General features: G+C 71.5%; 21 protein-coding genes and 1 pseudogene. 4 read left to right on the forward strand and 18 right to left on the reverse strand.

The window, feature by feature from the left end; all coding sequences use genetic code 11:
• Positions 1–166 precede the first annotated feature (166 nt).
• From ACIRDU_RS06300 to ACIRDU_RS06350, 11 genes are all read right to left on the reverse strand, one after another.
• The gene (locus ACIRDU_RS06300; RefSeq protein WP_403575310.1) at positions 167–1,501 is read right to left on the reverse strand and encodes a sulfate adenylyltransferase subunit 1; all 1,335 of its coding nucleotides are present in this window, start codon (positions 1,499–1,501) and stop codon (positions 167–169) included.
• Between the two features lie 2 nt (positions 1,502–1,503).
• On the reverse strand, positions 1,504–2,439 hold the full coding sequence (gene cysD, locus ACIRDU_RS06305) for a sulfate adenylyltransferase subunit CysD (RefSeq protein ID WP_062929773.1): 936 nt from the start codon (positions 2,437–2,439) through the stop codon (positions 1,504–1,506).
• Complete coding sequence (gene cysC, locus ACIRDU_RS06310) at positions 2,436–2,972, reverse strand: adenylyl-sulfate kinase (RefSeq protein ID WP_403575313.1); 537 nt, start codon at positions 2,970–2,972, stop codon at positions 2,436–2,438. The genes cysD and cysC overlap by 4 nt, the downstream gene beginning before the upstream one ends.
• A 23-nt stretch (positions 2,973–2,995) precedes the next feature.
• Positions 2,996–3,706 (reverse strand): phosphoadenylyl-sulfate reductase, encoded by a 711-nt coding sequence (locus tag ACIRDU_RS06315; protein ID WP_403575316.1) that lies wholly within the window; start codon positions 3,704–3,706, stop codon positions 2,996–2,998.
• Entirely contained in the window at positions 3,703–3,891 is a 189-nt protein-coding gene (locus tag ACIRDU_RS06320; protein WP_403575319.1) for a hypothetical protein, read from the reverse strand. Before ACIRDU_RS06320 ends, ACIRDU_RS06315 begins: the two co-directional genes overlap by 4 nt.
• Positions 3,888–5,585: a nitrite/sulfite reductase gene (locus tag ACIRDU_RS06325; protein ID WP_403575322.1), complete on the reverse strand. Its 1,698-nt coding sequence runs from the start codon at positions 5,583–5,585 to the stop codon at positions 3,888–3,890. The genes ACIRDU_RS06320 and ACIRDU_RS06325 overlap by 4 nt, the downstream gene beginning before the upstream one ends.
• 128 nt (positions 5,586–5,713) lie before the next feature.
• Positions 5,714–5,797: a putative leader peptide gene (locus ACIRDU_RS06330; protein ID WP_403577274.1), complete on the reverse strand. Its 84-nt coding sequence runs from the start codon at positions 5,795–5,797 to the stop codon at positions 5,714–5,716.
• A 126-nt stretch (positions 5,798–5,923) separates the two neighbouring features.
• Complete coding sequence (locus ACIRDU_RS06335) at positions 5,924–6,496, reverse strand: GNAT family N-acetyltransferase (RefSeq protein ID WP_403575325.1); 573 nt, start codon at positions 6,494–6,496, stop codon at positions 5,924–5,926.
• 66 nt (positions 6,497–6,562) lie between these two features.
• Positions 6,563–7,873 carry a hypothetical protein gene (locus ACIRDU_RS06340; protein ID WP_403575327.1) on the reverse strand — a complete coding sequence of 437 codons (1,311 nt, stop codon included), beginning with the start codon at positions 7,871–7,873 and terminating at the stop codon, positions 6,563–6,565.
• Positions 7,874–8,048: 175 nt separating this feature from the next.
• Positions 8,049–9,326 carry a GAF domain-containing protein gene (locus ACIRDU_RS06345; protein WP_403575330.1) on the reverse strand — a complete coding sequence of 426 codons (1,278 nt, stop codon included), beginning with the start codon at positions 9,324–9,326 and terminating at the stop codon, positions 8,049–8,051.
• A gap of 258 nt (positions 9,327–9,584) precedes the next feature.
• Positions 9,585–11,219 carry an acyl-CoA dehydrogenase family protein gene (locus ACIRDU_RS06350; protein ID WP_403575332.1) on the reverse strand — a complete coding sequence of 545 codons (1,635 nt, stop codon included), beginning with the start codon at positions 11,217–11,219 and terminating at the stop codon, positions 9,585–9,587.
• 110 nt (positions 11,220–11,329) lie between these two features.
• Here ACIRDU_RS06350 and ACIRDU_RS06355 point away from each other — a divergent pair, with 110 nt between their 5' ends.
• The gene (locus ACIRDU_RS06355; RefSeq protein ID WP_403575334.1) at positions 11,330–12,526 is read left to right on the forward strand and encodes a YihY/virulence factor BrkB family protein; all 1,197 of its coding nucleotides are present in this window, start codon (positions 11,330–11,332) and stop codon (positions 12,524–12,526) included.
• A gap of 12 nt (positions 12,527–12,538) precedes the next feature.
• Here the strand turns inward: ACIRDU_RS06355 and ACIRDU_RS06360 are convergent, their stop codons facing one another.
• Positions 12,539–13,420, reverse strand: a complete 882-nt coding sequence (locus tag ACIRDU_RS06360; protein WP_403575337.1) for an NmrA family transcriptional regulator — start codon at positions 13,418–13,420, stop codon at positions 12,539–12,541.
• A gap of 81 nt (positions 13,421–13,501) precedes the next feature.
• Between ACIRDU_RS06360 and ACIRDU_RS06365 the strand changes: the two genes are divergently transcribed.
• Together ACIRDU_RS06365 and ACIRDU_RS06370 are read left to right on the forward strand one after the other, a co-directional pair.
• Positions 13,502–14,437: an AraC family transcriptional regulator gene (locus tag ACIRDU_RS06365; RefSeq protein WP_403575340.1), complete on the forward strand. Its 936-nt coding sequence runs from the start codon at positions 13,502–13,504 to the stop codon at positions 14,435–14,437.
• A gap of 50 nt (positions 14,438–14,487) precedes the next feature.
• Positions 14,488–15,174: pseudogene (locus tag ACIRDU_RS06370) on the forward strand (helix-turn-helix domain-containing protein); the annotation flags it as partial.
• Here ACIRDU_RS06370 and ACIRDU_RS06375 read toward each other — a convergent pair.
• A complete protein-coding gene (locus tag ACIRDU_RS06375) occupies positions 15,157–15,561 on the reverse strand; it encodes a VOC family protein (protein WP_403575342.1) in 405 nt (134 codons plus the stop codon). The pseudogene ACIRDU_RS06370 and the gene ACIRDU_RS06375 overlap by 18 nt on opposite strands.
• Before the next feature lie 151 nt (positions 15,562–15,712).
• Between ACIRDU_RS06375 and ACIRDU_RS06380 the strand changes: the two genes are divergently transcribed.
• The gene (locus ACIRDU_RS06380; protein WP_403575345.1) at positions 15,713–16,366 is read left to right on the forward strand and encodes a ThuA domain-containing protein; all 654 of its coding nucleotides are present in this window, start codon (positions 15,713–15,715) and stop codon (positions 16,364–16,366) included.
• Positions 16,367–16,580: 214 nt separating this feature from the next.
• Here the strand turns inward: ACIRDU_RS06380 and ACIRDU_RS06385 are convergent, their stop codons facing one another.
• From ACIRDU_RS06385 to ACIRDU_RS06405, 5 genes are all read right to left on the reverse strand, one after another.
• Positions 16,581–17,624, reverse strand: a complete 1,044-nt coding sequence (locus ACIRDU_RS06385; RefSeq protein ID WP_403575347.1) for a LacI family DNA-binding transcriptional regulator — start codon at positions 17,622–17,624, stop codon at positions 16,581–16,583.
• 185 nt (positions 17,625–17,809) lie between these two features.
• Positions 17,810–19,405: a family 43 glycosylhydrolase gene (locus ACIRDU_RS06390; RefSeq protein ID WP_403575350.1), complete on the reverse strand. Its 1,596-nt coding sequence runs from the start codon at positions 19,403–19,405 to the stop codon at positions 17,810–17,812.
• 93 nt (positions 19,406–19,498) lie between these two features.
• A complete protein-coding gene (locus tag ACIRDU_RS06395; protein WP_403575353.1) occupies positions 19,499–20,413 on the reverse strand; it encodes a carbohydrate ABC transporter permease in 915 nt (304 codons plus the stop codon).
• A complete protein-coding gene (locus ACIRDU_RS06400) occupies positions 20,413–21,297 on the reverse strand; it encodes a carbohydrate ABC transporter permease (protein WP_403575356.1) in 885 nt (294 codons plus the stop codon). The genes ACIRDU_RS06395 and ACIRDU_RS06400 overlap by 1 nt, the downstream gene beginning before the upstream one ends.
• An 8-nt stretch (positions 21,298–21,305) precedes the next feature.
• Positions 21,306–22,643, reverse strand: a complete 1,338-nt coding sequence (locus ACIRDU_RS06405; protein WP_403575359.1) for an ABC transporter substrate-binding protein — start codon at positions 22,641–22,643, stop codon at positions 21,306–21,308.
• Positions 22,644–22,925 lie beyond the last annotated feature (282 nt).

The following is a 22,925-nucleotide window of genomic DNA, read 5'->3' on the forward strand; positions in this document are numbered from 1 at the left end:
GGTCGGCAGGTTTTCGTCTACGGCGGTGGGGGGTGAGGGCGCGCAAGCGGTGCGCGTACGTCAGCGCACACATCGCGCCACTCCGCCCTGCCCGCTGCCCAGAGCACCGCTGCCGACGCGGCCGCCCTCCTTGGCGAACATCGAGTAGAAGTCGGGGGAGGTCATGTCAGAAGTCCCACCCGTCGTCCTCGGACTCGTCCTTGACCGGCTCCGGGGCGGCGAAGGACTCGCCGACCATGCCGGCGGTCAGGGTGGTGCCGTCGTTCGGGTCGATCAGGATGAACGAGCCGGTGCGCCGCGAGTCGGCGTAGGAGTCGACCGGCAGCGGCTCGGCGGTACGGACCTTCACCCGGCCGATGTCGTTGGCGACGAGCTGTCCCGGGTGCGGGTGCAGGGACAGGTCGTCGAGCGTGAGGCGGGACGGGATGTCCTTGACGATCGCCTTGACCGTGCGCGTGCCGTGCTTGAGCAGCACCCGGTGCCCGACCGTCAGCGGGGCGTCGGCGACATGGCAGACGGTCGCCTCGATGTCCTGCGTGGTCGCGGGCGCGTCCTTGCTCGGCACGATCAGGTCGCCGCGCGAGATGTCGATGTCGTCCTCCAGCAGGAGGGTCACCGACTGCGTCGTCCAGGCCACGTCGACCGGCTCACCGAGCAGGTCGATGCCGGAGATCTTCGAGGCGCGGCCCGACGGCAGCACCGTGACGGACTCGCCGACGTGGAACGAACCGGCCGCGATCTGGCCGGCGTAACCCCGGTAGTCCGGGTGGTCCGGGCTCTGCGGCCGGATCACGTACTGCACGGGCAGCCGGGCGTGGCAGTGGCTCAGGTCGTGGCTGACCGGCACCGTCTCCAGGTGCTCCAGCACCGTCGGACCGCCGTACCAGTCCATGTTCGCGGAAGGCTCCACCACGTTGTCGCCGACGAGCGCCGAGATCGGGATCGCGGTGACCTCGGGGACGCCCAGCTCGGTCGCGTACGCCGTGAACTCCTCGGCGATGGCGGCGAACACCTTCTCCTCGTAGCCGACGAGGTCCATCTTGTTGACCGCGAGGACCGCGTGCGGCACGCGCAGCAGGGCGGCGATGGCCGCGTGCCGGCGGGTCTGCTCGACGACGCCGTTGCGGGCGTCGACCAGGATCACCGTCAGCTCGGCGGTGGAGGCGCCGGTGACCATGTTGCGGGTGTACTGCACATGGCCCGGGGTGTCGGCGAGGATGAACCGCCGCCGGGGCGTGGCGAAGTAGCGGTACGCCACGTCGATGGTGATGCCCTGCTCCCGCTCGGCCCGCAGGCCGTCCGTCAGCAGCGCAAGGTCCGGGGCCTCCTGGCCGCGGCTCGCGGAGACCCGCTCCACGGCCTCCAGCTGGTCGGTGAGGACCGACTTGGAGTCGTGCAGCAGCCGCCCCACGAGGGTGGACTTGCCGTCGTCGACGGAGCCGGCGGTGGCGAACCGCAGGAGGGTGGTCTCCGCGAGTTCCTCGGTCGTGATGGTGCTCATCTCTAGAAGTACCCCTCGCGCTTGCGGTCTTCCATCGCGGCCTCGGACATCTTGTCGTCGGCGCGGGTGGCGCCGCGCTCGGTGAGCCGGGAGGCGGCGATCTCCACGATCACCTTCTCGATGGTGTCGGCGTCGGAGTCCACCGCGCCGGTGCAGGACATGTCACCCACGGTCCGGTAGCGCACGAGCCGCTTCTCGACCCTCTCGCCGTCCTTCGGCCCGCCCCACTCGCCGGCGGTCAGCCACATGCCGCTGCGGGAGAACACCTCGCGCTCGTGCGCGTAGTAGATCTGCGGCAGCTCGATGCCCTCGCGGGCGATGTACTGCCACACGTCCAGCTCGGTCCAGTTGGACAGCGGGAACACGCGGACGTGCTCACCGGGCGCGTGCCGGCCGTTGTAGAGGTTCCACAGCTCCGGGCGCTGGCGGCGCGGGTCCCACTGGGAGAACTCGTCGCGCAGGGAGAACACCCGCTCCTTGGCCCGGGCCTTCTCCTCGTCGCGGCGGCCGCCGCCGAAGACGGCGTCGAACTTCTCGGCCTGGATCTTCTCGGTCAGCGGCAGCGTCTGGAGCGGGTTGCGGGTGCCGTCCGGGCGCTCCTTGAGCACACCGCGGTCGATGTAGTCCTGCACGGAGGCGACGTGCAGCCGCAGCCCGTGCTTCTCCACCGTGCGGTCGCGGTAGTCGAGGACCTCGGGGAAGTTGTGCCCGGTGTCCACGTGCAGCAGCGAGAACGGCACCGACGCGGGCCGGAAGGCCTTCAGCGCCAGATGCAGCATGACGATGGAGTCCTTGCCGCCGGAGAAGAGGATCACCGGCCGTTCGAACTCGCCCGCCACCTCGCGGAAGATGTGCACCGCCTCGGACTCGAGGGCGTCGAGGTGCGACAGCGCGTACGGGCTGTCGGTCTCCTCGGAAACGGTGGCGACGGTCGTCATGCCAGTCCCCTTTCGGTCAGCAGGGCGTACACGGCAGCCGCGGACTCCCGCACGGTCTGGTTCTGCGACTCGATGCGCAGGTCGGGCGACTCGGGCGCCTCGTACGGGTCGTCGACACCGGTGAGCCCGGTGAGCTCACCCGCGGCCTGCTTGGCGTACAGGCCCTTCACGTCCCGCTCGCTGCACACCTCGACCGGCGTGGCCACGTGCACCTCGACGTACGCCGTCCCGTTCGCCTGGTGCCGCTTGCGCACCGCGTCCCGGCTGTCCTGGTACGGCGCGATGACCGGGACGAGGGCGAGCACGCCGTTGCGGGCGAGCAGTTCGGCGACGAAGCCGATGCGCTGCACGTTGGTGTGCCGGTCCTCGCGGCTGAAGCCGAGGCCCGCCGAGATGAACTCGCGGATCTCGTCGCCGTCGAGCACCTCGACCCGCCGGCCCTCCTCGCGGAGCCGGCCGGCCAGTTCGTAGGCGATCGTGGTCTTGCCGGCGCTCGGCAGACCCGTGAGCCAGACGGTGGCTCCGGTCGTCACGTCACTCTCCTGAATCGTCGTCGTCATCCGTGCAGCCCGCACTCGGTCTTGTTCCGGCCCGCCCAGCGGCCGGCGCGCGCGTCCTCGCCCTGAAGGACCCGGCGCGTGCAGGGGGCGCAGCCGACGGAGGCGTAGCCGTCCATCAGCAGCGGGTTCGTCAGCACGCCGTGCTCGGTGACGTAGGCGTCCACGTCGTCCTGGGTCCAGCGGGCGATCGGCGAGATCTTGACCTTCTGCCGCTTCTCGTCCCAGCCGACCACCGGGGTGTTCGCCCGGGTCGGGGACTCGTCGCGGCGCAGACCGGTGGCCCAGGCCTGGTAGCCCTTCAGGCCCTGCTCCAGCGGCTGGACCTTGCGCAGCTTGCAGCACAGGTCGGGGTCGCGGTCGTGCAGCTTCGGGCCGTACTCGGCGTCCTGCTCGGCGACCGTCTGAACCGGGGTGAGCGTGATGAGGTTGACGTCCATCACGGCCTCGACCGCGTCGCGGGTGCCGATGGTCTCCTCGAAGTGGTAGCCGGTGTCGAGGAAGACCACGTCGACGCCGGGCATGGCGCGGGCGGCGAGGTGGGCGACCACCGCGTCCTCCATCGAGGAGGTCACGCAGAAGCGCTTGCCGAACGTCTCGGCCGCCCACTGGAGGATCTCCAGCGCGGAGGCGTCCTCCAGATCGCGGCCCGCCTGCTCGGCGAGCTTCTTCAGATCCTCGGCGGTGCGCTCTTCCTGAACGGTCGTCATGTCTGTGCCCCTCCGGAGTCGGATCGCTTCAGCCCCTGGGCCAGCAGCCCGAGGAACTTCAGCGAGAAGGCCCGGCTGCACGCCGCGCATTCCCACGCGCCGTGCCGGCCCTCGGCGGCCTCGCTCGGACGCAGGTCCTCGTCGCCGCAGTAGGGGCAGTAGAACGGGGCCGCTCGCTCGCTCACGACAGGGCCTCCTCGCTCGCCCGCGACGCCCACGCGGCGAACCGCTCGCCGTCCTCGCGCTCGGCCTGGAACCGCTTCAGGACGCGCTCGACGTAGTCCGGCAGTTCCTCGGAGGTGACCTTCAGACCGCGCACCTTGCGGCCGAAGCCGGCCTCCAGACCGAGGGCGCCGCCCAGGTGCACCTGGTAGCCCTCGACCTGCTCGCCCTGGTCGTTGAGCATGAGCTGGCCCTTGAGACCGATGTCCGCGACCTGGATACGGGCGCAGGCGTTCGGGCAGCCGTTGAGGTTGATGGTGAGGGGCTCGTCGAAGTCCGGCAGGCGCCGCTCCAGTTCGTCGATCAGCTGCGAGCCGCGCTGCTTGGTCTCGACGATGGCGAGCTTGCAGAACTCGATGCCGGTGCAGGCCATGGTGCCGCGCCGGAACGAGGAGGGCCGGGCGGTCAGGTCGAGCGCCTCCAGGGCCTCGACGAGCGACTCGACCTGGTTCTCCTCGACATCGAGGACGATCATCTTCTGCTCGACGGTGGTGCGCACCCGGCCCGAGCCGTGAGCCTCCGCGAGGTCGGCGATCTTCGTGAGCGTCGCGCCGTCGACGCGTCCCACGCGCGGGGCGAAGCCGACGTAGAACCGGCCGTCCTTCTGCCGGTGCACACCGATGTGGTCGCGCCACAGCTGCGACGGCTGCTCGGGAGCCGGGCCGTCGACCAGCTTGCGCTTCAGGTACTCGTCCTCCAGGACCTGGCGGAACTTCTCGGCGCCCCAGTCCGCGACGAGGAACTTCAGGCGGGCGCGGGTGCGCAGCCGGCGGTAGCCGTAGTCACGGAAGATGGAGATGACGCCCTCGTAGACGTCCGGCACGTCGTCGATCGACACCCAGGTGCCCAGCCGCACGCCCAGCTTGGGGTTGGTGGACAGCCCGCCGCCGACCCACACGTCGAAGCCGGGGCCGTGCTCGGGGTGCTCCACGCCGACGAACGCGACGTCGTTGATCTCGTGCACCACGTCCAGCACCGGCGAACCCGAGATGGCGGTCTTGAACTTGCGGGGGAGGTTCGAGTACGCCGGGTTGTTCAGGACGCGGCGCTTCATCTCCTCCAGCGCCGGGGTGCCGTCGATGATCTCGTCCTCGGCGATACCCGCCACCGGCGAGCCGATCATCACACGCGGGGTGTCGCCGCAGGCCGTGACCGTGGACAGGCCCACGCCCTCCAGCCGGTTCCAGATCTCGGGCACGTCCTCGATCCGGATCCAGTGGTACTGGACGTTCTGCCGGTCGGTGATGTCGGCGGTGCCGCGCGCGAACTCCTGTGAGATCTCGCCGATGACCCGCAGCTGCCGCGTGGTCAGTGCCCCGCCGTCGATCCGGACGCGCAGCATGAAGTACTCGTCGTCCAGCTCCTCCGGCTCCAGGATCGCCGTCTTGCCGCCGTCGATCCCGGGCTTGCGCTGGGTGTACAGCCCCCACCAGCGCATGCGGCCGCGCAGGTCGTTCGGGTCGATCGAGTCGAAGCCCCGCTTGGAGTAGATCGTCTCAATGCGTGTCCGCACATTGAGACCGTCGTCGTCCTTCTTGAACTGCTCGTTGCCGTTCAGCGGGGTGTGGTGCCCCATCGCCCACTGACCCTCACCGCGGTGACGGCTCACCTTGCGGCGGGGAGTCGCGGCGGCAGGCTTCTGCGGGGTGGCGGCCATGGTTGATACGTCCTTCGGGACAGGCGGGAAAGCGGCTCTGACCTGCGCGCGCGGGCGCATGGGCATAGGGCGCGTCGTTGCGCGGGAGTGAGGCAGGGAAGAAGATGTCGGGCGCGGGCTGAGTACGCTCAGTGCGCCGTACAGATGGCGCTGGACATGCGGCCGAGGTCGACGTGCCGCCGACTCACCAAGGCAATTCCAGTTCCGGACATGACGGAAGCGTGTCACGGCGATCTGGACACAGTCCAGCTTCGTCCAAGATGCGGACACCCTTGTCTCGCAGAGCAAGACAAGGGTGTCCTTGGTCACATCGGGCGCTCCCGAGGTGTCCGTCCAGGTCAGGCGGGGAACGCCCCAGGCCACGGTCCCGGAGCGGCACCTTCCGACTCCTCCTCGACCTTGGTGTCGAACAGCTTGAAGCCCCGCCGCCGGTAGTTGTCCATCGCGTGCTCGCCGTCCTTGCTGCACGTGTGCAGCCAGACCCGTTTCGTCGGCGCCAGTCCCGCCCAGCGGTCCGCGAGGTCCCAGGCCCGGGCCGTGCCGTACGACAGCAGGTGCCCGCCGATGCGCCGGCCCCGGAAGGCGGGGAGCAGCCCGAAGTAGACGATCTCCACGACCGCGTCGTCCTGCGCCTCCAGCTCCACGTACCCCGCCGGCGTGCCCCGGTCGTACGCCACCCACGTCTCCACGCCGGGCCGCTCCAAATGCTCCACCCACCGCGCGTACGACCAGCCGAGCCGGTCCGTCCACAGGATGTCGCCGCCCACCGACGCGTACAGGAACCGGCTGAACTCGGGCGAGGGCACCTCGGAGCGGACGACCCGGACGTCCCCGTCCGGCGCGGCGGCCGGCAGCAGGTCGGTCGGGGCGGTCTGCTCCAGGGACCAAGTGGTCACGGCGATGGTGGTCATGCGGGCCAGAAAATCATCTGACCCGCACGTCTGTCGATCGGTCCCCGGTCGGGCGGGCGGCCCCGGTCAGTCCAGCGCCCGGTCGATCGACGCCAGGGGCAGCGCGAACAGCATCCGCCCCGACTGGGACCAGACCTCGCCGGTCTCCTCCCAGTAGGAGAGGGAACCGGACGAGCCGCTCCAGCAGTGCCGTGTCTCGTCCGTCCCGCACTCCGTCGCCCGCGCGCCCTCGGTGTCCTGGCGCCACAGGGTCCCGTGCCCGCCCGGGTTGCCGGCCGCGCGGTCCAGGTACCAGCGCGAGCGGTACGCCAGCACGCCCCGCACATCGGCCGTCTTCGTCTCGTACGCCTCGACGGGGGCCGCCTCCCCGGAGGAGTCGGTGGTCAGCGGGCCGGAGCGGGCCGGGTCCCGGCTCAGTGCGTAGCGCCACAGCCGGGTGCGCCGGTCGCCGTCCGCGGGCACCCACTCACTCGCGACCAGGCTGTCGGGGGAGGTGCTGCGGTCCAGGGAGACGGCGGCCGGGCGGGACCCGTCGCCGCCGCCGGGCAGGGTGTACGAGGCCACGGCGGGCAGTACGTACCGGTAGCCGTGCGCCGCCCAGCCGCCCCGGACCCGGCCGACCGCGTCGGACTCGACGGTGGCGCGCTGGATGCGGTCCATGTCGTACACGTACAGCGCGTCCCGGTCGTGCTCGCGGGTCGTCACCAGCAGCTTGTCCTGGTACCAGACCATGCCGGACAGCGGGGAGACCAGCCCCCGGTAGTCCTGCCCGCCGTCCACCGGAACGGCCAGCAAGGCCCAGGTGTAGCGCAGCCGGGCGGGGTCGTCGGCGTCGACGAAGGCGACCTTGGCCAGGCCCTGCCCGGGGGCCGGGCCGTCCATGGAGCCGCCCTCGGCGGCGCCGCGGGTCCAGCCGGAGAGGATCACACGGTTCCCTCCCCAGCGGCCGTCGTCATCCGCGTCGCCGGAGGTGGTGACCGCGCCGGCCCGCCAGCCCCGGGTGTCGGAGGCGCCGAAGCAGTACGCGCGCGTGGCCGCCGGCTTCACCGGCAGGCTGTGCTTCTCGGTGTCCGGGCAGTCGGCCGCGCTCCGCAGCGGGCGGTCGGCGCTGTCCAGCACCGTGCCCACACCGACGGGCCGGCCCATCTGCGACGCGAGCCGGTCCAGCCACCGCCCGGGCACCCGGTGCTCGACCAGCGGAAGCCGCCCGGCCTCGTCGGACGCGACCGGCTCGAGAGCCCCGGGGGCGTCGGCGACGGTGGCCTGCGAGGCACTGATCAGGGTGGCGGCGGCGGTGAGCGCGAGGGCCGTCCCGGCCAGGGTCGCGCGCAGCGCCCTGCCCCGCCTGCGCCGCCGGTGTCTGCCGCGATGCTTCATAACATCCTCCCGAGACGGACCAACTGCGCCTGGTGATCCGTACGTTGACGGAGGAGCAGGTGGGGTGGTCCGTAGAGGGATGCTACGGCAGGTGAGCGGTGCGGGGGACGAAGACGCTGCAAATATGCGAAAGATGCACCCCTCGGGGCGGCTTGTACGGCACACGCGGTGAACCTCAGGGTGCCGATGCGGACCCGCGCTGCCTGCTCACCGCCGGTGCGGTCGAGTGCGGCAGCAGATCCCGCGGGTCGTCCGGAAGCAGCACCTCCACCTCGGCGTCCTCCGCGAACCGGTACGGCCGGTGCTCCAGGAACGCCCCCAGATACCGCCGTACCCGCGACATCTCGGCACGCACCGTCACCGTGCGGGCGGGGTCGCCGAACACGTCCCCGGCCAGGCCCGAGGCGCTGCGGCCGGAGCGGTGTACCGCGAGGAGGTACAGCAACTCCGCGTGCCGGGGGCTCAGTTCCCGGGTCCAGGAACCCGCCGGACCGACCACCTCGACCGACCAGCGCCGCGCCTGCCGGAGGTCCAGCACGATCCGGGCCGGGCCGCGCGGCACCGGCTCCTCCGCGGTCGCCGAGACCAGCCAGCCCCCGGCCAGCGGCTCCACCGAGCACAGCCCCAGCGCCGGCAGCCATCTCGGGCCCGGTGACAGCGACTTCGGCAGGGCCACACGCCGCACGTACGGCATCCCGCTGACCGCGGCGGTCCAGCCGTCCCTGTCGACGGCCAGGGCGCGGCCGTTGATCCGGGCCAGCACCGGCGCCGCCACCGCGCGCAGCCGCTCCAGCGACTCCACGTGCATCTCCCGCAGCCGGGCCTCGGCCAGCTTGGCCACCGAGCCGACCCAGGCGAGCGTGGCCGGATGCATCGTCTCCAGCGGACCGCTCACGTCGACCACGCCGAGCAGCCGGCCGTCCCGCGGATCCGTCAGCGGAGCGCCCGCACACGTCCAGCCGGCCTGGGAGCGCACGAAGTGCTCGGAGGCGAAGACCTGCACCGGCCGGCGCACCACCGCCGGGGTGCCCACCCCGTTCGTGCCGACGACGTCCTCACGCCAGTCCGCGCCGAGTTCGAAACCGAGCCCGTCGGCCTTGCGCAGCACCGGCGGACTGCCCTCGCGCCACAGCACCCGGCCGTCCTCGTCGGCCACCACCATGATGTGGTGCGCGACGTCCGCGACCGCCAGCAGTTCCTCCCGCAGGACCGGCAGCACATGGCGCAAAGTCGACGCCTCGCGCCGCCGCTGCACCTCCTCGCGGGACAGCGGATCCGCCCGGACGTCGTGGTCCGGGTCGACGCCGCTGCGCATCATCCGCTCCCAGGACCGCTCGATCACCGGACGCGGCGACACCGGAGCGGGCTGCCCGGCCAGCCGGGCGGAGCGGACCTGCGCGAGGACCCGGGCCGCGCGCGAGCTGTCCACGGCGGCCAAGTGCGTGACGTCCATCCGCGTGCGCCCCCCGGTGTCGCTTTTGACTGTCCGTCTCATAGTGCCGCCTGCCCGAGGGATGCGCGCACGGTCCGCACACAGTCAGCAGCAAGTTGCAACCCCTTGCAACCCTGGTGGACAGCCCGGCCGTGTCTGAAACTTGAGCGGCGCCGTCCCGAGCGGTGTTCCGTGGCTCGAACGGGCCAGTGCGGCGGGGGTGGTGCCGTGTCGGCGCAGCACCACCCCCGCTTTCCGCGTACGCGCAAGCGGACCGGATCAGGACACCGGCCGGGCCCGCTCCACCACCGACGCCAGGTCCAGCGTGTGCGGCAGCGTCCCGAAGACCGCGCCCCCGTCACCGCCGAGCCGCCCCGCGCAGAACGCGTCGGCGACCTGCGGTGGCGCGAAACGGACCAGCAGCGAGCCCTGGAGCACCAGCGCGAGCCGCTCCGCCAGCCGCCGCGCCCGCCCTTCCACGCCCTCCAGATCGGCGAGTTCGGTCAGCAGATCCTTGATGGCCGCGTCGAGGCGGTGATCGGCGCCGCGCGCCTGCCCCACCTCCCGCAGATACGCGTCCAGCGCGCCCGGCTCCCGCTGCAACGCGCGCAGCACGTCCAGCGCCTGGACGTTGCCCGCGCCCTCCCAGACCGAGTTCAGCGGCGACTCGCGCACCAGGCGGGGCATCCCGGACTCCTCCACGTACCCGTTGCCGCCGAGGCACTCAGCGGCCTCCACCGCGACCGGCGGGCACCGCTTGGTCACCCAGTACTTGGCGGCCGGCACCGCGATCCGCAGCAGCGCCCGCTCCTGCTCGCCGCCGTCGTCCCAGGCCGCCGCGAGCCGCAGCGCCAGGGTCGTCGCCGCCTCCGACTCGATCGCGAGGTCGGCCAGGACGTTGCGCATGAGCGGCTTGTCGACGAGCTTCCCGCCGAACGCCTCGCGATACGTGCAGTGGTGCACCGCCTGCGCCACGGCCTGCCGCATCAGCCCGGCCGAGCCGAGCACGCAGTCGAGCCGGGTCGCCGCGACCATCTCGATGATGGTGCGCACCCCGCGCCCCTCCCCACCGACCCGACGCGCCCACGTCCCGTCGAACTCGACCTCACCGGAGGCGTTCGACCGGTTGCCGAGCTTGTCCTTGAGCCGCTGGATCCGGAACACGTTGCGGGTGCCGTCCTCCAGCACCCGCGGCACCAGGAAGCAGGTCGGTCCGCCCGGAGCCTGCGCCAGCACCAGGAAACCGTCGGACATGGGCGCCGAGCAGAACCACTTGTGCCCGGTCAGTTCGTACGTCCCGTCCTCGGCGAGCGGCCGCGCCGACGTGGTGTTCGCCCGTACGTCGCTGCCGCCCTGCTTCTCCGTCATGCCCATCCCGAACAGCGCCCCGGCCTTGAGGCGCGCGGGCCGCAGCTCCTGGTCGTAGACCATGGACGTCAGCCGCGGTTCCCACTCGGCGGCCAGGTCGGGGTCGGTGCGCAGGGCGGGCACCGCCGCGTGCGTCATGGACAGCGGGCAGCCGTTGCCCGCCTCGACCTGTGTCCACACCAGGAAGGCGGCGGCCCGCCGCAGATGCCCGGCCGGCCGGCCCCACGCCGCCGTCAGACCGGCCGAGACGCCCTTGCCGAGCAGCCGGTGCCACGAAGGGTGGAACTCGACCTCGTCGATGCGGTTGCCGTACCGGTCGTGCGTCAGGAGCCGCGGCGGGTTCTCGTTGGCCAGCCTCCCCCAGTCCTGCACCTGGGCCGAGCCGGAGGTCCGGCCGAGCGCCGTCAGCTCGCCGAGGACCTCCTCGCGCACGTCCGGATCCAGATGCCGGTCGACCGCGGCGGCCAGGGCCCGGTCGGCGGAGAAGACGTCGTAGCCGACCAGCGGCGGGACCTGGTTCGTCACGGTGTGGGTGCTGCCTGCCATGCTGCGAAAGTACCCCGCGGTAGCACCTTGGCACCCGGCGGACCCGACCCGGTCCGCGAAGACCCGGCCTGTGGGTGAGTGGGGTCGGGCTCGACGGATACCGTTAGGGGGTGCAGCCAGCAAGTGAAACCCCCGACACGCCTTCCGGGCGCCTCCACCGGGCGCGGGCCCTCTACCGGAACGTCTCCAAGCGCAGGACCGCCTGGCTGTTGCTCAAGGACACCGTCAACTCCTGCGTCGAGTACCGCATCCTGGGCCTCGCGGCCGAGGCCGCGTTCTTCACGCTGCTGTCGGTGCCGCCGCTGCTGCTGAGCATGATCGGACTGCTCGGCTACGTCGACGCCTGGACCGGCGCCGACACCATCCAGAGCCTCCAGACCAACCTCTTGGAAGCCGCCCGCACGGTGCTGTCCGACCGGGGCGTACGGGAGATCGCGGAGCCGATCCTGCACGACGTGACGAAGGGCGGCCGGCCCGACGTCATCTCCATCGGTTTCCTGTTCGCCCTGTGGTCCGGCTCCCGCGCGGTGAACGTCTTCATCGACACCATCACCGTCATGTACGGCCTCGACGGCGTCCGGGGCATCGTCAAGACCCGCCTCATGGCCTTCCTGCTGTTCATCGTGGCCCTGCTGATCGGCTCCGTCGCGCTGCCGCTGATGGTGGCCGGTCCGGACGCGGTGGTGCGGATCGTGCCGTGGTCGACGACGGTCGTCCAGGTCCTGTACTGGCCGGTGGTCATCCTCCTGTCGATCGCCTTCCTGACCACGCTGTACCACGTGTCCGTCCCCGTCCGCTCCCCGTGGATCGAGGACGTGCCCGGCGCGCTCGTCGCCCTCGGCATGTGGGTCCTCGGCAGCTTCCTGCTGCGGATCTACCTGACCAGCACGGTCGAGGGCCCCACGATCTACGGCTCCCTCGCCGCGCCCGTCGCCGTGCTGCTGTGGATCGGCGTGTCCGCGTTCGCCGTGCTCGTCGGGGCCGCGGTCAACGCCGCCATCGACCGGGTCTGGCCGGCCGCCGCCACCGCCGCGGCCCGCGAGGCCAACGAGCGGCTGCGGCAGGCCCAGGTCGCCGAGTACGTCGCCCGTGCCACCGCCGCGGGCGAGGCCGACCCCGACATGCCCTCCGAGTTCCCGGAGCGCTGGTCCCGCTTCCTGCCGCCGGAGGACGTGTCGGCCCGGCTGCGCACCCACGTGAAGAGCACCCACGTCAAGAACAGCCACGTGAAAGGCACCCACGCCAAGAGCACCCACGCCAAGAGCACCCAGGTCAACGGGGAGGGGCAGCCGCCCGAGGAGAAGTGACCGACGCGGGTCTCAGGCCTTCCAGGTCCCGGCCGCGGCCTCCTCGCGCACGAAGTCGCCGAAGTCCCGGGGCGCACGCCCCAGGACCTCCCGTACACCGTCCGAGAGGTGCGCGTTGCGCCCGTCGAGGAGGGTGTCGAAGATCGCCCTCAGGCCGGCCGCCTCCTCCGGCGGCATCCCGAAATCGACCAGCACCTCTTCGTAGTCCCGCGCCGAGACGGCCCGGTAGGTCAGCGGGCGCCCCGTCGCCCCGGCGATCTCCGCGACGGCCTCCCCGAAGGTCAGCAGCCGGGCCCCGGAGAGGGCGAGGGTCTGCCCCACGTACCGGTCGCCGGACCTCAGAGCGGTCACCACCACGTCCGCGATGTCCCGCACGTCGAGGAACGGCTCCCGCACCTCGTCGGCCGGGAAGACCAGCTCACCGCTCTCCCTCAGCTCCGCCACCAGGGGCCCCTCGCTGAAGTTCTGCGCGAACCAGGCGGCCCGCACGACCGTCCAGTCCGCCCCCGAGGCGTGCAGCGCCTCCTCGGTGGGCAGGGCCTGGTCCTCGCCCCGCGCGGACAGCAGCACCAGCCGCCGCACCCCGAGCCGGACCGCCTCCCGCGCGAGGGCGCCGACCGCCTCGGCGGCACCCGGGGCGCCGACGTCCGAGGGGTGGACGAGGTAGGCGGCGTCCGCGCCGCGCAGGGCGTCCGCCCAGGTCGAGCCGTCCCACCAGTCGAAGCCCGTCGCCCGTGACGCCGCCCGCACCGTGAGCCCGGCCGCCTCCGCGGCCCGCGCCACCCGGCTGCCGGTACGCCCCGAGGCGCCCGTCACCACCACCGTCATGCCCTTCGTCTCCCGTTCCGTGTTCGATGAGCTGTTCTCTGTCGTGTTCCGTGCTGTGTTCGTCATGCCGTCGAGTCAACTGCCGTACACCGCACGGAACCATCGCTGAACGGCTCATTCCCATACGACCGCGTCTACGCTGATCCCATGGACGCTCTCGCAGGCTTGCTGGAGGGGCCCCGTGCGCGGGGCGCGTTCATGATCAGGGCCTGCCTCGACCCGCCGTGGGCGGTGCGTGTGGAGGACAGGGCCCCGCTCACCGTGATGCTCATCGTCCGAGGCGAGGCCTGGATCGTGCCCGACCGGGCCGAGCCCACGCGGCTCGAGGCGGGGGACCTCGCCATCGCCCGCGGCCCGGACCCCTACACCTGCGCCGACGCGCCCGGCACGGCACCGCAGGCGGTGATCCTGCCGCACCAGGAGTGCCGCTACCCCGACGGGCGGCTCCTCAACGGCTCCATGGACCTGGGCGTCCGCACCTGGGGCGACCGGCTCGACGGGGACACCGTGGTGCTGATCGGCACCTACCCGACGCAGGGCGAAGTCAGCGGGCGGCTGCTGGACGCCCTGCCGCCGCTGCTCAGCCTGACGTCCGACGTGTGGGACTGCCCGCTCACGCCGTACATCACCCAGGAGATCGTCCGGGAGGAGCCGGGGCAGGAGGTCGTCCTGGACCGGCTGCTCGACCTGCTGGTCATCGCCGCGCTGCGGGCCTGGTTCGCACGCCCCGGGGCGGAGGCACCGGCCTGGTACCGGGCCCTCGCCGACCCGGTCGTCGGCGGCGTCCTGCGCCTGCTCCAGGACGACCCGGCCCACCCCTGGACCGTCGCCGCGCTCGCCGCGAAGGCAGGGGTGTCCCGCGCCGCGCTGGCCCGCCGCTTCACCGGCCTGGTGGGCGAACCCCCGATGACCTACCTGACCGGCTGGCGCCTCGCCCTCGCCGCAGACCGCCTGCGCGACTCCGCCGACACGCTCGACGCGGTGGCCCGCCGGGTGGGCTACGGCAGCGCCTTCGCCCTGTCGGCGGCGTTCAAGCGGGTGTACGGGGTGAGTCCGGTGGAGTACCGGGGGCGGGTGGCGTAGCGGCACCGGCCGCCGTGCCCGCCGCCGCGTCACGGCGTAACCTGGCCCACGTGTACGTCGAGCGGGCGTCGCGGCTGCCCGGGGCGGTCGTGTGGACCAACACCCCGTCCCGGCCCGGGGTGGGTCGGGTCCTTCCCGACGGGTGCATGGATCTGCTGTGGCACGACGGGCGGCTGATGGTCGCCGGGCCCGACACCCGCGCACACCTCCCGGACGGCGCGACCGGTCCCTGGCACGGGGTCCGCTTCTACCCGGGCACGGCCCCGGCGCTCCTGGGCGTGCCGGCGCACGAGCTGCGCGACCGGCGCGTCGAGCTCGCGGACCTGTGGCCGGCCTCGCGGGTGCGGCGTCTGGCCGACCAGGTGAACGCGGCCCCCGACCCGGCGAGCGGTCTGGAGGACCTGGCGCTGCGGCAGGCGGCCGGTGCCGGGCCCCCGGACCCGCTGCTGCGGCAGATCGTGACCGCCCTCGACGCGGGCCGTCCGGTCGCGGCCACCGCCGACGAACTCGGCGTGGGCGCCCGCCGGTTGCACCGCCGTTCGCTGTCCGCCTTCGGCTACGGCCCCAAGACCCTGGCCCGCATCCTGCGGCTGAACCGCGCCCTCGCCCTGGCCCGGCGCGGCGTGCCGTTCGCGGAGACGGCCGCCCGGGCCGGTTACGCCGACCAGGCCCATCTGGCCCGTGATGTGAGGGAGTTGTCGGGTCTGCCGCTGGGTGAGCTACTCGGCCGCGGTGGCCGGCGGCGCGAACAGGTCCACTCCGTTGCCGTCCGGGTCGAGCACCACGGCGTACCGCTGTCCCCAGAAGGCGTCCCACGGCTTGAGTTCCCCGTGGTACCCGGAGCTGACCAGTTCCTCGTACAGGGCGTCCACCTCCGCCGGCCCGTCGCACCGCAGGGCCAGTGAGGTCCGGCCCCCGGGCGCGGGCGGCCGCCACTCGGGCAGGAAGGAGCGGACCGTCTCCTCGGTGTCGAACATCAGCCGCAGCCCGCCGGGCAGTCCGGCCTCGGCGTGCGGCTGGTTCTCCGCGCCCTCGGGGAAGGCGAACCCGAGCCGGCGGTAGAACGCGACGGAGGCGGCCATGTCGGAGACGACCAGGCCGATGGCATCGAATCGTGCAGTCATGGAGCCACCGTAGGCAGGCCCACGACGCCCGGTCTTGAAGGAATCGGACACCCCCGTGGTGGTCCGGCCGCGTCGGGCCGCGGCGGGCCCGAAAATTTCGGTCGCCGCAGGAACCTCCCCGACGGCCCCCGGTCTCCTAGGTTCGGATGCCATGGCACCACGACTGCTCGTCCACACCCGCACCACCGGCTACCGGCACGACTCCATCCCGGCCGGTGTCGCCGCCCTGCGCACCCTCGGGCACTTCGAGGTCGACGCCACCGAGGACCCGGCGGCCCTCGAACAGCCCCTGGACGACTACGCGGCCGTGGTGTTCCTCTCCACCAGCGGCGAGATCCTCACCCCGTCCGGACGGGAACGGCTCGCCGCGTACGTGGAGTCGGGCGGCGGCTTCGTGGGCGTGCACGCGGCGGCCTGCACGGAGTACGACTGGCCCTACTACGGCGAGCTGCTCGGCGCGTGGTTCGCCCGGCACCCGCTCCACCAGCCCGGCAAGGCCGTCATCGAGGACCACGGCCATCCGGCGACCCGGCACCTGCCCGCCGTCTGGGACTTCACCGACGAGTGGTACGACTTCCGTACCAACCCGCGCGGCAGGGTCCGCGTCCTGGCCACCGCCGACGAATCCTCCTACGAGGGCGGCGGCATGGGCGCCGACCACCCCCTGGTCTGGTGCCGCGACCACGGCGAGGGCCGCGTCTTCTACACGGCCCTGGGCCACGCCTGCGAGGCGTACGCGGACCCGGCCTTCCGCACCCACCTCCTGGGCGGCATCACCTGGGCGGCCGGACTCCCGATGCCCTGAGCCACCGACGGACGCTCGGGGGGACGACCGCAGTCCGAGGACCCGGTGGGCCGACTCGGCGCCGCGCCCACCGGCCGTCGGCCCCCCGGACCAGGGCCGCCCCCCCCGGATCCGGCGGACCTGAAACTCAGCCAACTCCTCATCCCCCCAGGATCATTACTGCGACGCACCGTCTGCGCGCGCCGTCCGCGCCCGTGGAAACGGAGAGCACCTCCTACGCGCGTGGCGCCGCCGTACTCGCCCGTTCCACCAGCCGCGTCGACAGCTCCGTGCGCGTGGACTCCGGATGATGGCCGTCCATCATGCGCAGCAGTGACCTCAGGGCCGTCGCGGCCATCTCGGACAGCGGCTGGCGGACGGTGGTCAGGGCGGGGGAGGCCCAGCGGGCCTCGGGCAGGTCGTCGAAGCCGACCACGCTGACGTCGTCCGGGACCCTCAACCCCCGTTCGCCCAGGGCCCCGTAGACACCCAGCGCCATCCGGTCCGAGCAGACGAAGACGGCGGTCGGCGGCTCGGGCAGATCGAGGAGCTCCCGCATGCGGCGGTGGGCGACGCTCTCGTCGAAGCCGGCGTGCCGGATGTACTCGGGGCGGTGCCGGACCCCGGCCGACGCGAGCGCCGAACGGTACCCGGCGACCCGGGCGCTGCTGCACATCGTGCGCCGGGGACCGGCGATGACGGCGACCCGCTCGTGCCCCAGGGACAGCAGATGCTCCGTGGCCGTCAGACCGCCCTGCCAGTTCGCCGCGCCCACCGAGACCACGCCCTCTGGCGGTTCCTGCACCGGGTCGATCATCACGAACGGGATGCGGTGCTGCTCCAGCCACGCGTACTGCGAGTCGCTGAGCTCGGCCAGGTTGAACAGGACCCCGGCGGAGCCCCGGGCCACCAGCTTGTCCAGCCAGCCGCGCTCCGGGCGGCCGACCCGGGAGCGGACCAGCGCCGCCGACACCACGACCTCCAGACCCGCGTCGTGCGCCGCCTCCTCCACCCCGTGCAGCACCGCACCCGACCAGGAGCTCTCCAGCGAGTGCACGACCAGATCGACCAGCCGGGGTGTCTTCGCCGCGTCGAAGCGGGGTCTGCGCACGTACCCGAGCCGGTCGAGTGCCTCGGTCACGCGGCGGCGGGTCTCGGGTGCCACGTCCTCGCGGCCGTTGACCACCTTCGACGCGGTCGGCACCGACACCCCCGCCTCGCGCGCCACGACCGCCAGTGTCGGACCGGCCGCCACGCTCGCACTCGCCGTACGGACCATCGGGAACCCACCTCTCCGGCCCGCCCGAGGGCCGTGGAAAGTTTCGACCAGCGCTGCACACGGCGGTCACGACGCCCGACCGGGCAGAAAGCGCTTCCTACTGTAGGTGGAGCACAGGACGGCGGGAAGACAAGTGAATTCACTGCTTCGCGCCGGGCAAAACTTTCGAAACCCCGAACAACGCCTCAGTCAGGTGTGCAGGTCAGCCGAAACCCGGTGAAGTCCGCTGTGAACGCCGCGTCCACGAGGTCCCGGGCGTGGATCCCCGCCATCGCACCGGTGAAGCGCAGCCGGGAGCCGTGGTCGTCGGACAGCCGGCTGAAGTCCAGCGCCGGACCGACCGCCGTGCGCACCCCGTCGCGTACGTACCAGAAGCGGGCGTCGGCCCCCTCGACCGTCACCCCCAGCGTCACGGGCTCGTCCACCGGCACATCGGCGACGGCGACCTGCCGTATGGCGTCCTCGTCGCGCTCGACGAGACTGAGCACCGTACGGCCGTCCGCGGCGCTTCCCCACTGCTGTCCGCGCTGCGGCTCGCCCTCCGGCTCCGCCCACGTCAGGTCCAGGGCGAGGTACGCCTCGGGGTTGTACCAGAGCACCAGCCCGGCCGCCTGCGTGAAGGTGACCGGCCGCGCGTCCACCGTGACTTCGGCCTCCGCGCGGTGCTCGGTGACGCGCTGGGCCAGCAGGGAGGCCGCCCACCGGGACTCCGGCCCGTGCCGTCCGCGCAGCCGGATCCAGCCCGGTCGGGCCGTGGTGTCGGCCCAGGACGGGTCCGGCGGCTCGCGCAGGGTGCTCCACGGCCAGGACAGATCCTCCGGCGGTGCGGCCGGTGGCAGCGGGTACGGCCGCGTCGGCACGTCGACCTCGACCTCGGGGTGCCAACCGCCCTGCCGCAGCCGCGGCCGGCCCTGCGCGTCCCACGTCACGGCCTGGATGGCGGTCTCCCGGCCGAGGGTGCAGCGGCGGCCCCGCGGCGTGCGCAGCGGACGGGCCGTCAGATGGCTGAGCAGCCACTGCCCGTCCGGCGTCCCGACCAGCTCGCCGTGCCCGGCCTTCTGCAGCGGCGCCTCCGGGTCGTCCCGGGTGGTCAGCAGTGGCCGTTCGTCGAGTTCGTACGGACCCGTCAGCTTCTCGGCCCGGGCCACCCGCACCCCGTGCTCCCAGCCCGTGCCGCCCTCCGCGAGCACCAGGTGGTACCAGCCGTCGCGCCGCAGCAGCTTCGGCCCCTCGATCAGCCGGTCGTGCCGGAGCAGCAGGTGCGTGCCGCCGACGGGTTCCAGCGTGTCCCGGTCCAGCTCCGTGAGAACGATCCCCGCGAACCGCTCACCCCCCGGCCGGTGGTCGTTCTGCAGGTTCAGCAGCCACAGCCGGCCGTCCTCGTGGAAGAGGGCAGGGTCGAAACCGTGGCTCGCCACCCGGCGCGGAGCGCTCCACTCGACGCCGATGCGGGGGGCCGTCGAGATGTACGTGTCGAGGTCGAAGTACGGCGTGCCGACCGAGCGCACGACGGAGTACGTCACCCAGAACCGCTCCCCGTCCCAGCTCAGCGACGGAGCCCAGACGCCACCCGAGTCGGGCACACCGGCCAGTGAGTTCCCGGGGACAGCCCCCTGGACGTGGCCCGCGTACTCCCAGTGGGCCAGGTCCCGGGAGCGGTGCAGCGGGATCGTCGGGAACCACTCGAAGGAACTCGTCGCGACGTAATACCAGTCGCCGGCCCGGACCAACGACGGGTCGGGGGTGAAGCCGCGGAGGACGGGGTTGTGCAGGACGGTCACGCGAGGGCTCCCGGGGCGTCGGTCAGCCTGGGGGCCGCAAGGAGTCAGGGTCACCTGCGGCCCCCAGGAGTCAGGGGATACGGCGAAGGAGGGTCACTTGAGGGCGCCGAGCGTCACACCGGTACGCCAGTAGCGGCGCATCGCGACCATCATGATCGCCATCGGGACGATGGACAGCAGTGCACCGGTCAGCACCAGACCCGTCAGGTCGATGCCGGACTCCAGACGGGTGCCCGACCAGTTGTACAGGCCGAGGTTGAGCGTCCAGTTCTCCTTGCCGCGCAGCACCGTCAGCGGCAGGAAGAAGGCGTTCCAGGTGTTCACGAAAGCCAGCAGGAACACTGTCGCGCCGCCCGTCGTCATCATCCGCAGCACGATGCTGAAGAAGATCCGCAGCTCGCCGGCGCCGTCGATCCGGGCCGCCTCCAGCAGCTCGTAGGGGATCGTCGCCTCGGTGTACACCTTGGCCAGATACACGCTGAACGGGTTGATCAGACAGGGAATCAGCATCGCCCACGGGGTGTCCACCATGCCGATCGCGGAGAACAGCAGATACAGCGGCAGCGTCAGCAGCGCGATCGGGATCAGGAACGAGCCCACGACACACGCGAAGATCGCGTTACGGCCGGGGAAGTCGAAGCGGGCCAGTCCGTAACCGGTTGCGAGCGCGATCAGCGTGCCGCCGAGCGAGCCCACACCCGCATAGAGGAACGAGTTGGCCGTCCACCGCAGGAAGATCCCGTCCTGGTAGGTGAACACCTGATGCAGGTTGTCCCACAGGTGCCAGCCCGAGAACCACAGGCCGTTGCTCTGGTACAGCGCCGTACGGTCCTTGGTCGCGGCGACGATCAGCCACCACACCGGGAACAGGCTGTAGACACTGGCCAGGCAGAGCCCGACCAGCAGGAAGCGCTGACCGCCCCGGCCGCGGGAGTCCGCGTCCGGGCGGGCGAGGCGCCGCACGCCGCGGACTTCGGGCCGCTCGGTGGTCTGCTCGGTCAGCACCATCAGTCGGCCTCCTTCGAGGTGAGCCGGTAGAAGAGGAAGGAGGCCACGCCCAGGATCAGGGCGAGCAGCACGGACAGGGCGGCCGCGTAGTTGTAGTTGCCCGCGTTGAACGCCTGGTTGTAGATGATCATGATCGGGGTGAAGCTGTCGCTGACCGTCTGCGGTGTGATGTTCCTGAACAGCGCCGGCTCGTTGAAGATCTGGAGCATCTGGATGATCGACAGCAGACCCGTCAGCACCAGCGCCCCACGCACGAACGGGATCTTGATGCTCCGCGCGATCCGCAGTTCGGAGGCGCCGTCCAGCCGGGCCGCCTCGAAAAGCTCGCGGGGCACGCCCTGCAGCGCCGAGTAGATGATCACCATGTTGTAGCCGATGCCGTGCCAGGTGAGCAGATTGCCGATGGACGGCCACACCATCGACGGCGCGAAGAAGTTCCAGTCGAGACCGAGGGTGTTGCCGATCGCGGTGAGCGGGCCGACGTCCGGGCTGTAGAGGTTGACCCACACGATCGCCGCGACCACGCCGGGGATCATGTACGGCACCAGCAGCAGGATCCGGAACCGGCTCGCCACCCTGGACGTGAGCGCGTCCAGGAACAGCGCCAGCAACAGGCTGATCAGCAGCATCAGCGGGATCTGGACGCAGGCGAAGAGCACCACCCGCAGGATGGAGTTCATGAACGCCGAGTCCGTCAGCCCCTGGGTGTAGTTGTCGAGCCCGACGAACTGCGTCGTCGCACCGCCTAGACCCAGCCCGGACTGCTTCTCCGCGTACAGCGACTCGTAGACCGCGTAGCCGATCGGGAGCAGGTACAGAAACAGGAAGCCGAGCTGGAAGGGCACCGTGAACGCGGCACCCTTCCAGCGCATGGAGCGAATCATCGAATGCCTCAGCCCTTGACGCTGATACCGCGGGACTTCAGGTCCTTGACCGTCCACTCCTGCATGTGCGCGAGCAGGTCGGTGACCTTCTCCTGCTTGTTGACGACCTTGGCCCAGCCCGCCTGCAACTCCGTGAACATCGCGGTCCAGTTGGGGCCGAAGGTCCAGTCGGTGGTCACCGTTCCCAGGCTGTCCGTCACGACCTTCTGCGCCGGCTCGTAGTTCCTGCCGAGCAGCTTCTGCGAGATCGACTCACCGACGTAGGAACCGCTGTCCTTCAGCGCCGGCATCACGCCGTTGCCGGTCTCCGGGCTCGCCATCGTCTTGACCGCGTCCTGGTTCGTCGACATCCACAACGCCGCCCGGGCCGCCTGCTCCTGGTCCTTGCACTGCTTCGTCACCAGTGTCACGCTGCCGGTCAGGTTCGTGCCGGCCGGCGTCTTCGCCGCCTCGCCCGGGTAGGCAGGCCAGGGCGCCAGGGCCCAGTGGCCGAAGGACTTGGTGAAGTTCTGCACCATGCCGGCCATCTGCCAGGTGGAGATCTGCCGGGTCGCCGTGGCACCGCTGTCGTAACTGCGCTGCACGGCCGCGTAGTCGGCGAAGGACAGCTTGGCGTTCAGGTCGTTGTCGATGATCTCCTGGATCACCTTCGCGGCCTTCAGGGTGCCCTCGTCCTGGAAATTCACCTTCCAGGCGTTGCCGTCGATCGCGTACCAGTGCGCCCCGGCCTGCATCGCGAGCACCTCCAGGGTGCTCGGGTCCTCACCGGCGTAGTTGGTGATCTTGATGTTGTGCTTCTTCAGCTCCTTGCCGGCAGCGATGAAGTCCTCCCAGGTGGCCGGGGGCTTCAGGCCGTACTTCTGGAAGATGTCCGTGCGGTAGATCGTGAACTGGGGTGCCGAGCTGGTGGGCACGCCGTAGAGCTTGCCCTGCACCTGCGCGCTCGCCCAGGCGCCGGTGTTGAACTTGCTCTTCTCACTCCCGACGTACTGCGTGATGTCGGCGAGCGCGCCCTGCGAGACCCAGCTCGTCACGTACTCGGCCGTGTTCTGCACCAGACAGGGGGCGTTGCCGGCCTTGACCGCGTTGGTCAGCTGCTTCTGCATCGTCAGCTGGTCGGTGACCTTGGTGTACTTCAGCCGGACGTCCTTGTGCGAGGCGTTGAACGCCTTGACGACCGCCTCCTGGCCGTTGGCCCAGCCCCAGAAGGGGAGCGTGACCGGGCCGGACTCCGACGCGGCGTCGTCACCCGAGCCGGATCCGCCGCAGGCGGAGAGCAGACCTGTCAGCGCGATGCCCGCGACAGCGGCGGAGGCGAACCTTCTCCGGGGGCTGGTGAAGTTCATCTGACCGTGATCCTTCGGAATAGGGCGTTCTCGGAACGAGAGGACGGCGGCGGCTCGGTGGTGCCGGCCAGGAACGGCGGCCGGAGGACGCCGACGCGCGGTTGCGGGGGGTTCGGCCAAGCAGAAGCTGTAGTAAGCGGTTGCTGGGACGGTAGGCGGAGGTGTCCGCTCATAGCAAGAGGTGCGCGGCAACTCGTTACGGCCGGGGGTCGGGCGGGTGAGCGCGCGGGGCGCGGGGGGTGCTCTTGCCCCGTTTCGGATACGCGCAGGTCAGGGCGGTAA

It is taken from the genome of Streptomyces sp. NPDC093598 (genome assembly GCF_044764825.1).
In the GTDB taxonomy this organism is placed as follows: domain Bacteria; phylum Actinomycetota; class Actinomycetes; order Streptomycetales; family Streptomycetaceae; genus Streptomyces.

Bases quoted from the DNA above. Each gene is read 5' to 3' on its own strand.
- ACIRDU_RS06360 (WP_403575337.1), bottom strand. From the start codon at position 13,420: ATGACGAACACAGCACGGAACACGACAGAGAACAGCTCATCGAACACG.
- ACIRDU_RS06340 (WP_403575327.1), bottom strand. From the start codon at position 7,873: ATGAAGCATCGCGGCAGACACCGGCGGCGCAGGCGGGGCAGGGCGCTG.
- ACIRDU_RS06350 (WP_403575332.1), bottom strand. From the start codon at position 11,219: ATGGCAGGCAGCACCCACACCGTGACGAACCAGGTCCCGCCGCTGGTC.
- ACIRDU_RS06345 (WP_403575330.1), bottom strand. From the start codon at position 9,326: ATGGACGTCACGCACTTGGCCGCCGTGGACAGCTCGCGCGCGGCCCGG.
- ACIRDU_RS06405 (WP_403575359.1), bottom strand. From the start codon at position 22,643: ATGAACTTCACCAGCCCCCGGAGAAGGTTCGCCTCCGCCGCTGTCGCG.
- ACIRDU_RS06380 (WP_403575345.1), top strand. From the start codon at position 15,713: ATGGCACCACGACTGCTCGTCCACACCCGCACCACCGGCTACCGGCAC.
- cysD (WP_062929773.1), bottom strand. From the start codon at position 2,439: ATGACGACCGTCGCCACCGTTTCCGAGGAGACCGACAGCCCGTACGCG.
- ACIRDU_RS06300 (WP_403575310.1), bottom strand. From the start codon at position 1,501: ATGAGCACCATCACGACCGAGGAACTCGCGGAGACCACCCTCCTGCGG.
- ACIRDU_RS06365 (WP_403575340.1), top strand. From the start codon at position 13,502: ATGGACGCTCTCGCAGGCTTGCTGGAGGGGCCCCGTGCGCGGGGCGCG.
- ACIRDU_RS06400 (WP_403575356.1), bottom strand. From the start codon at position 21,297: ATGATTCGCTCCATGCGCTGGAAGGGTGCCGCGTTCACGGTGCCCTTC.
- ACIRDU_RS06385 (WP_403575347.1), bottom strand. From the start codon at position 17,624: ATGGTCCGTACGGCGAGTGCGAGCGTGGCGGCCGGTCCGACACTGGCG.
- ACIRDU_RS06315 (WP_403575316.1), bottom strand. From the start codon at position 3,706: ATGACGACCGTTCAGGAAGAGCGCACCGCCGAGGATCTGAAGAAGCTC.
- ACIRDU_RS06375 (WP_403575342.1), bottom strand. From the start codon at position 15,561: ATGACTGCACGATTCGATGCCATCGGCCTGGTCGTCTCCGACATGGCC.
- ACIRDU_RS06325 (WP_403575322.1), bottom strand. From the start codon at position 5,585: ATGGCCGCCACCCCGCAGAAGCCTGCCGCCGCGACTCCCCGCCGCAAG.
- ACIRDU_RS06335 (WP_403575325.1), bottom strand. From the start codon at position 6,496: ATGACCACCATCGCCGTGACCACTTGGTCCCTGGAGCAGACCGCCCCG.
- ACIRDU_RS06330 (WP_403577274.1), bottom strand. From the start codon at position 5,797: ATGTCCGGAACTGGAATTGCCTTGGTGAGTCGGCGGCACGTCGACCTC.
- ACIRDU_RS06395 (WP_403575353.1), bottom strand. From the start codon at position 20,413: ATGGTGCTGACCGAGCAGACCACCGAGCGGCCCGAAGTCCGCGGCGTG.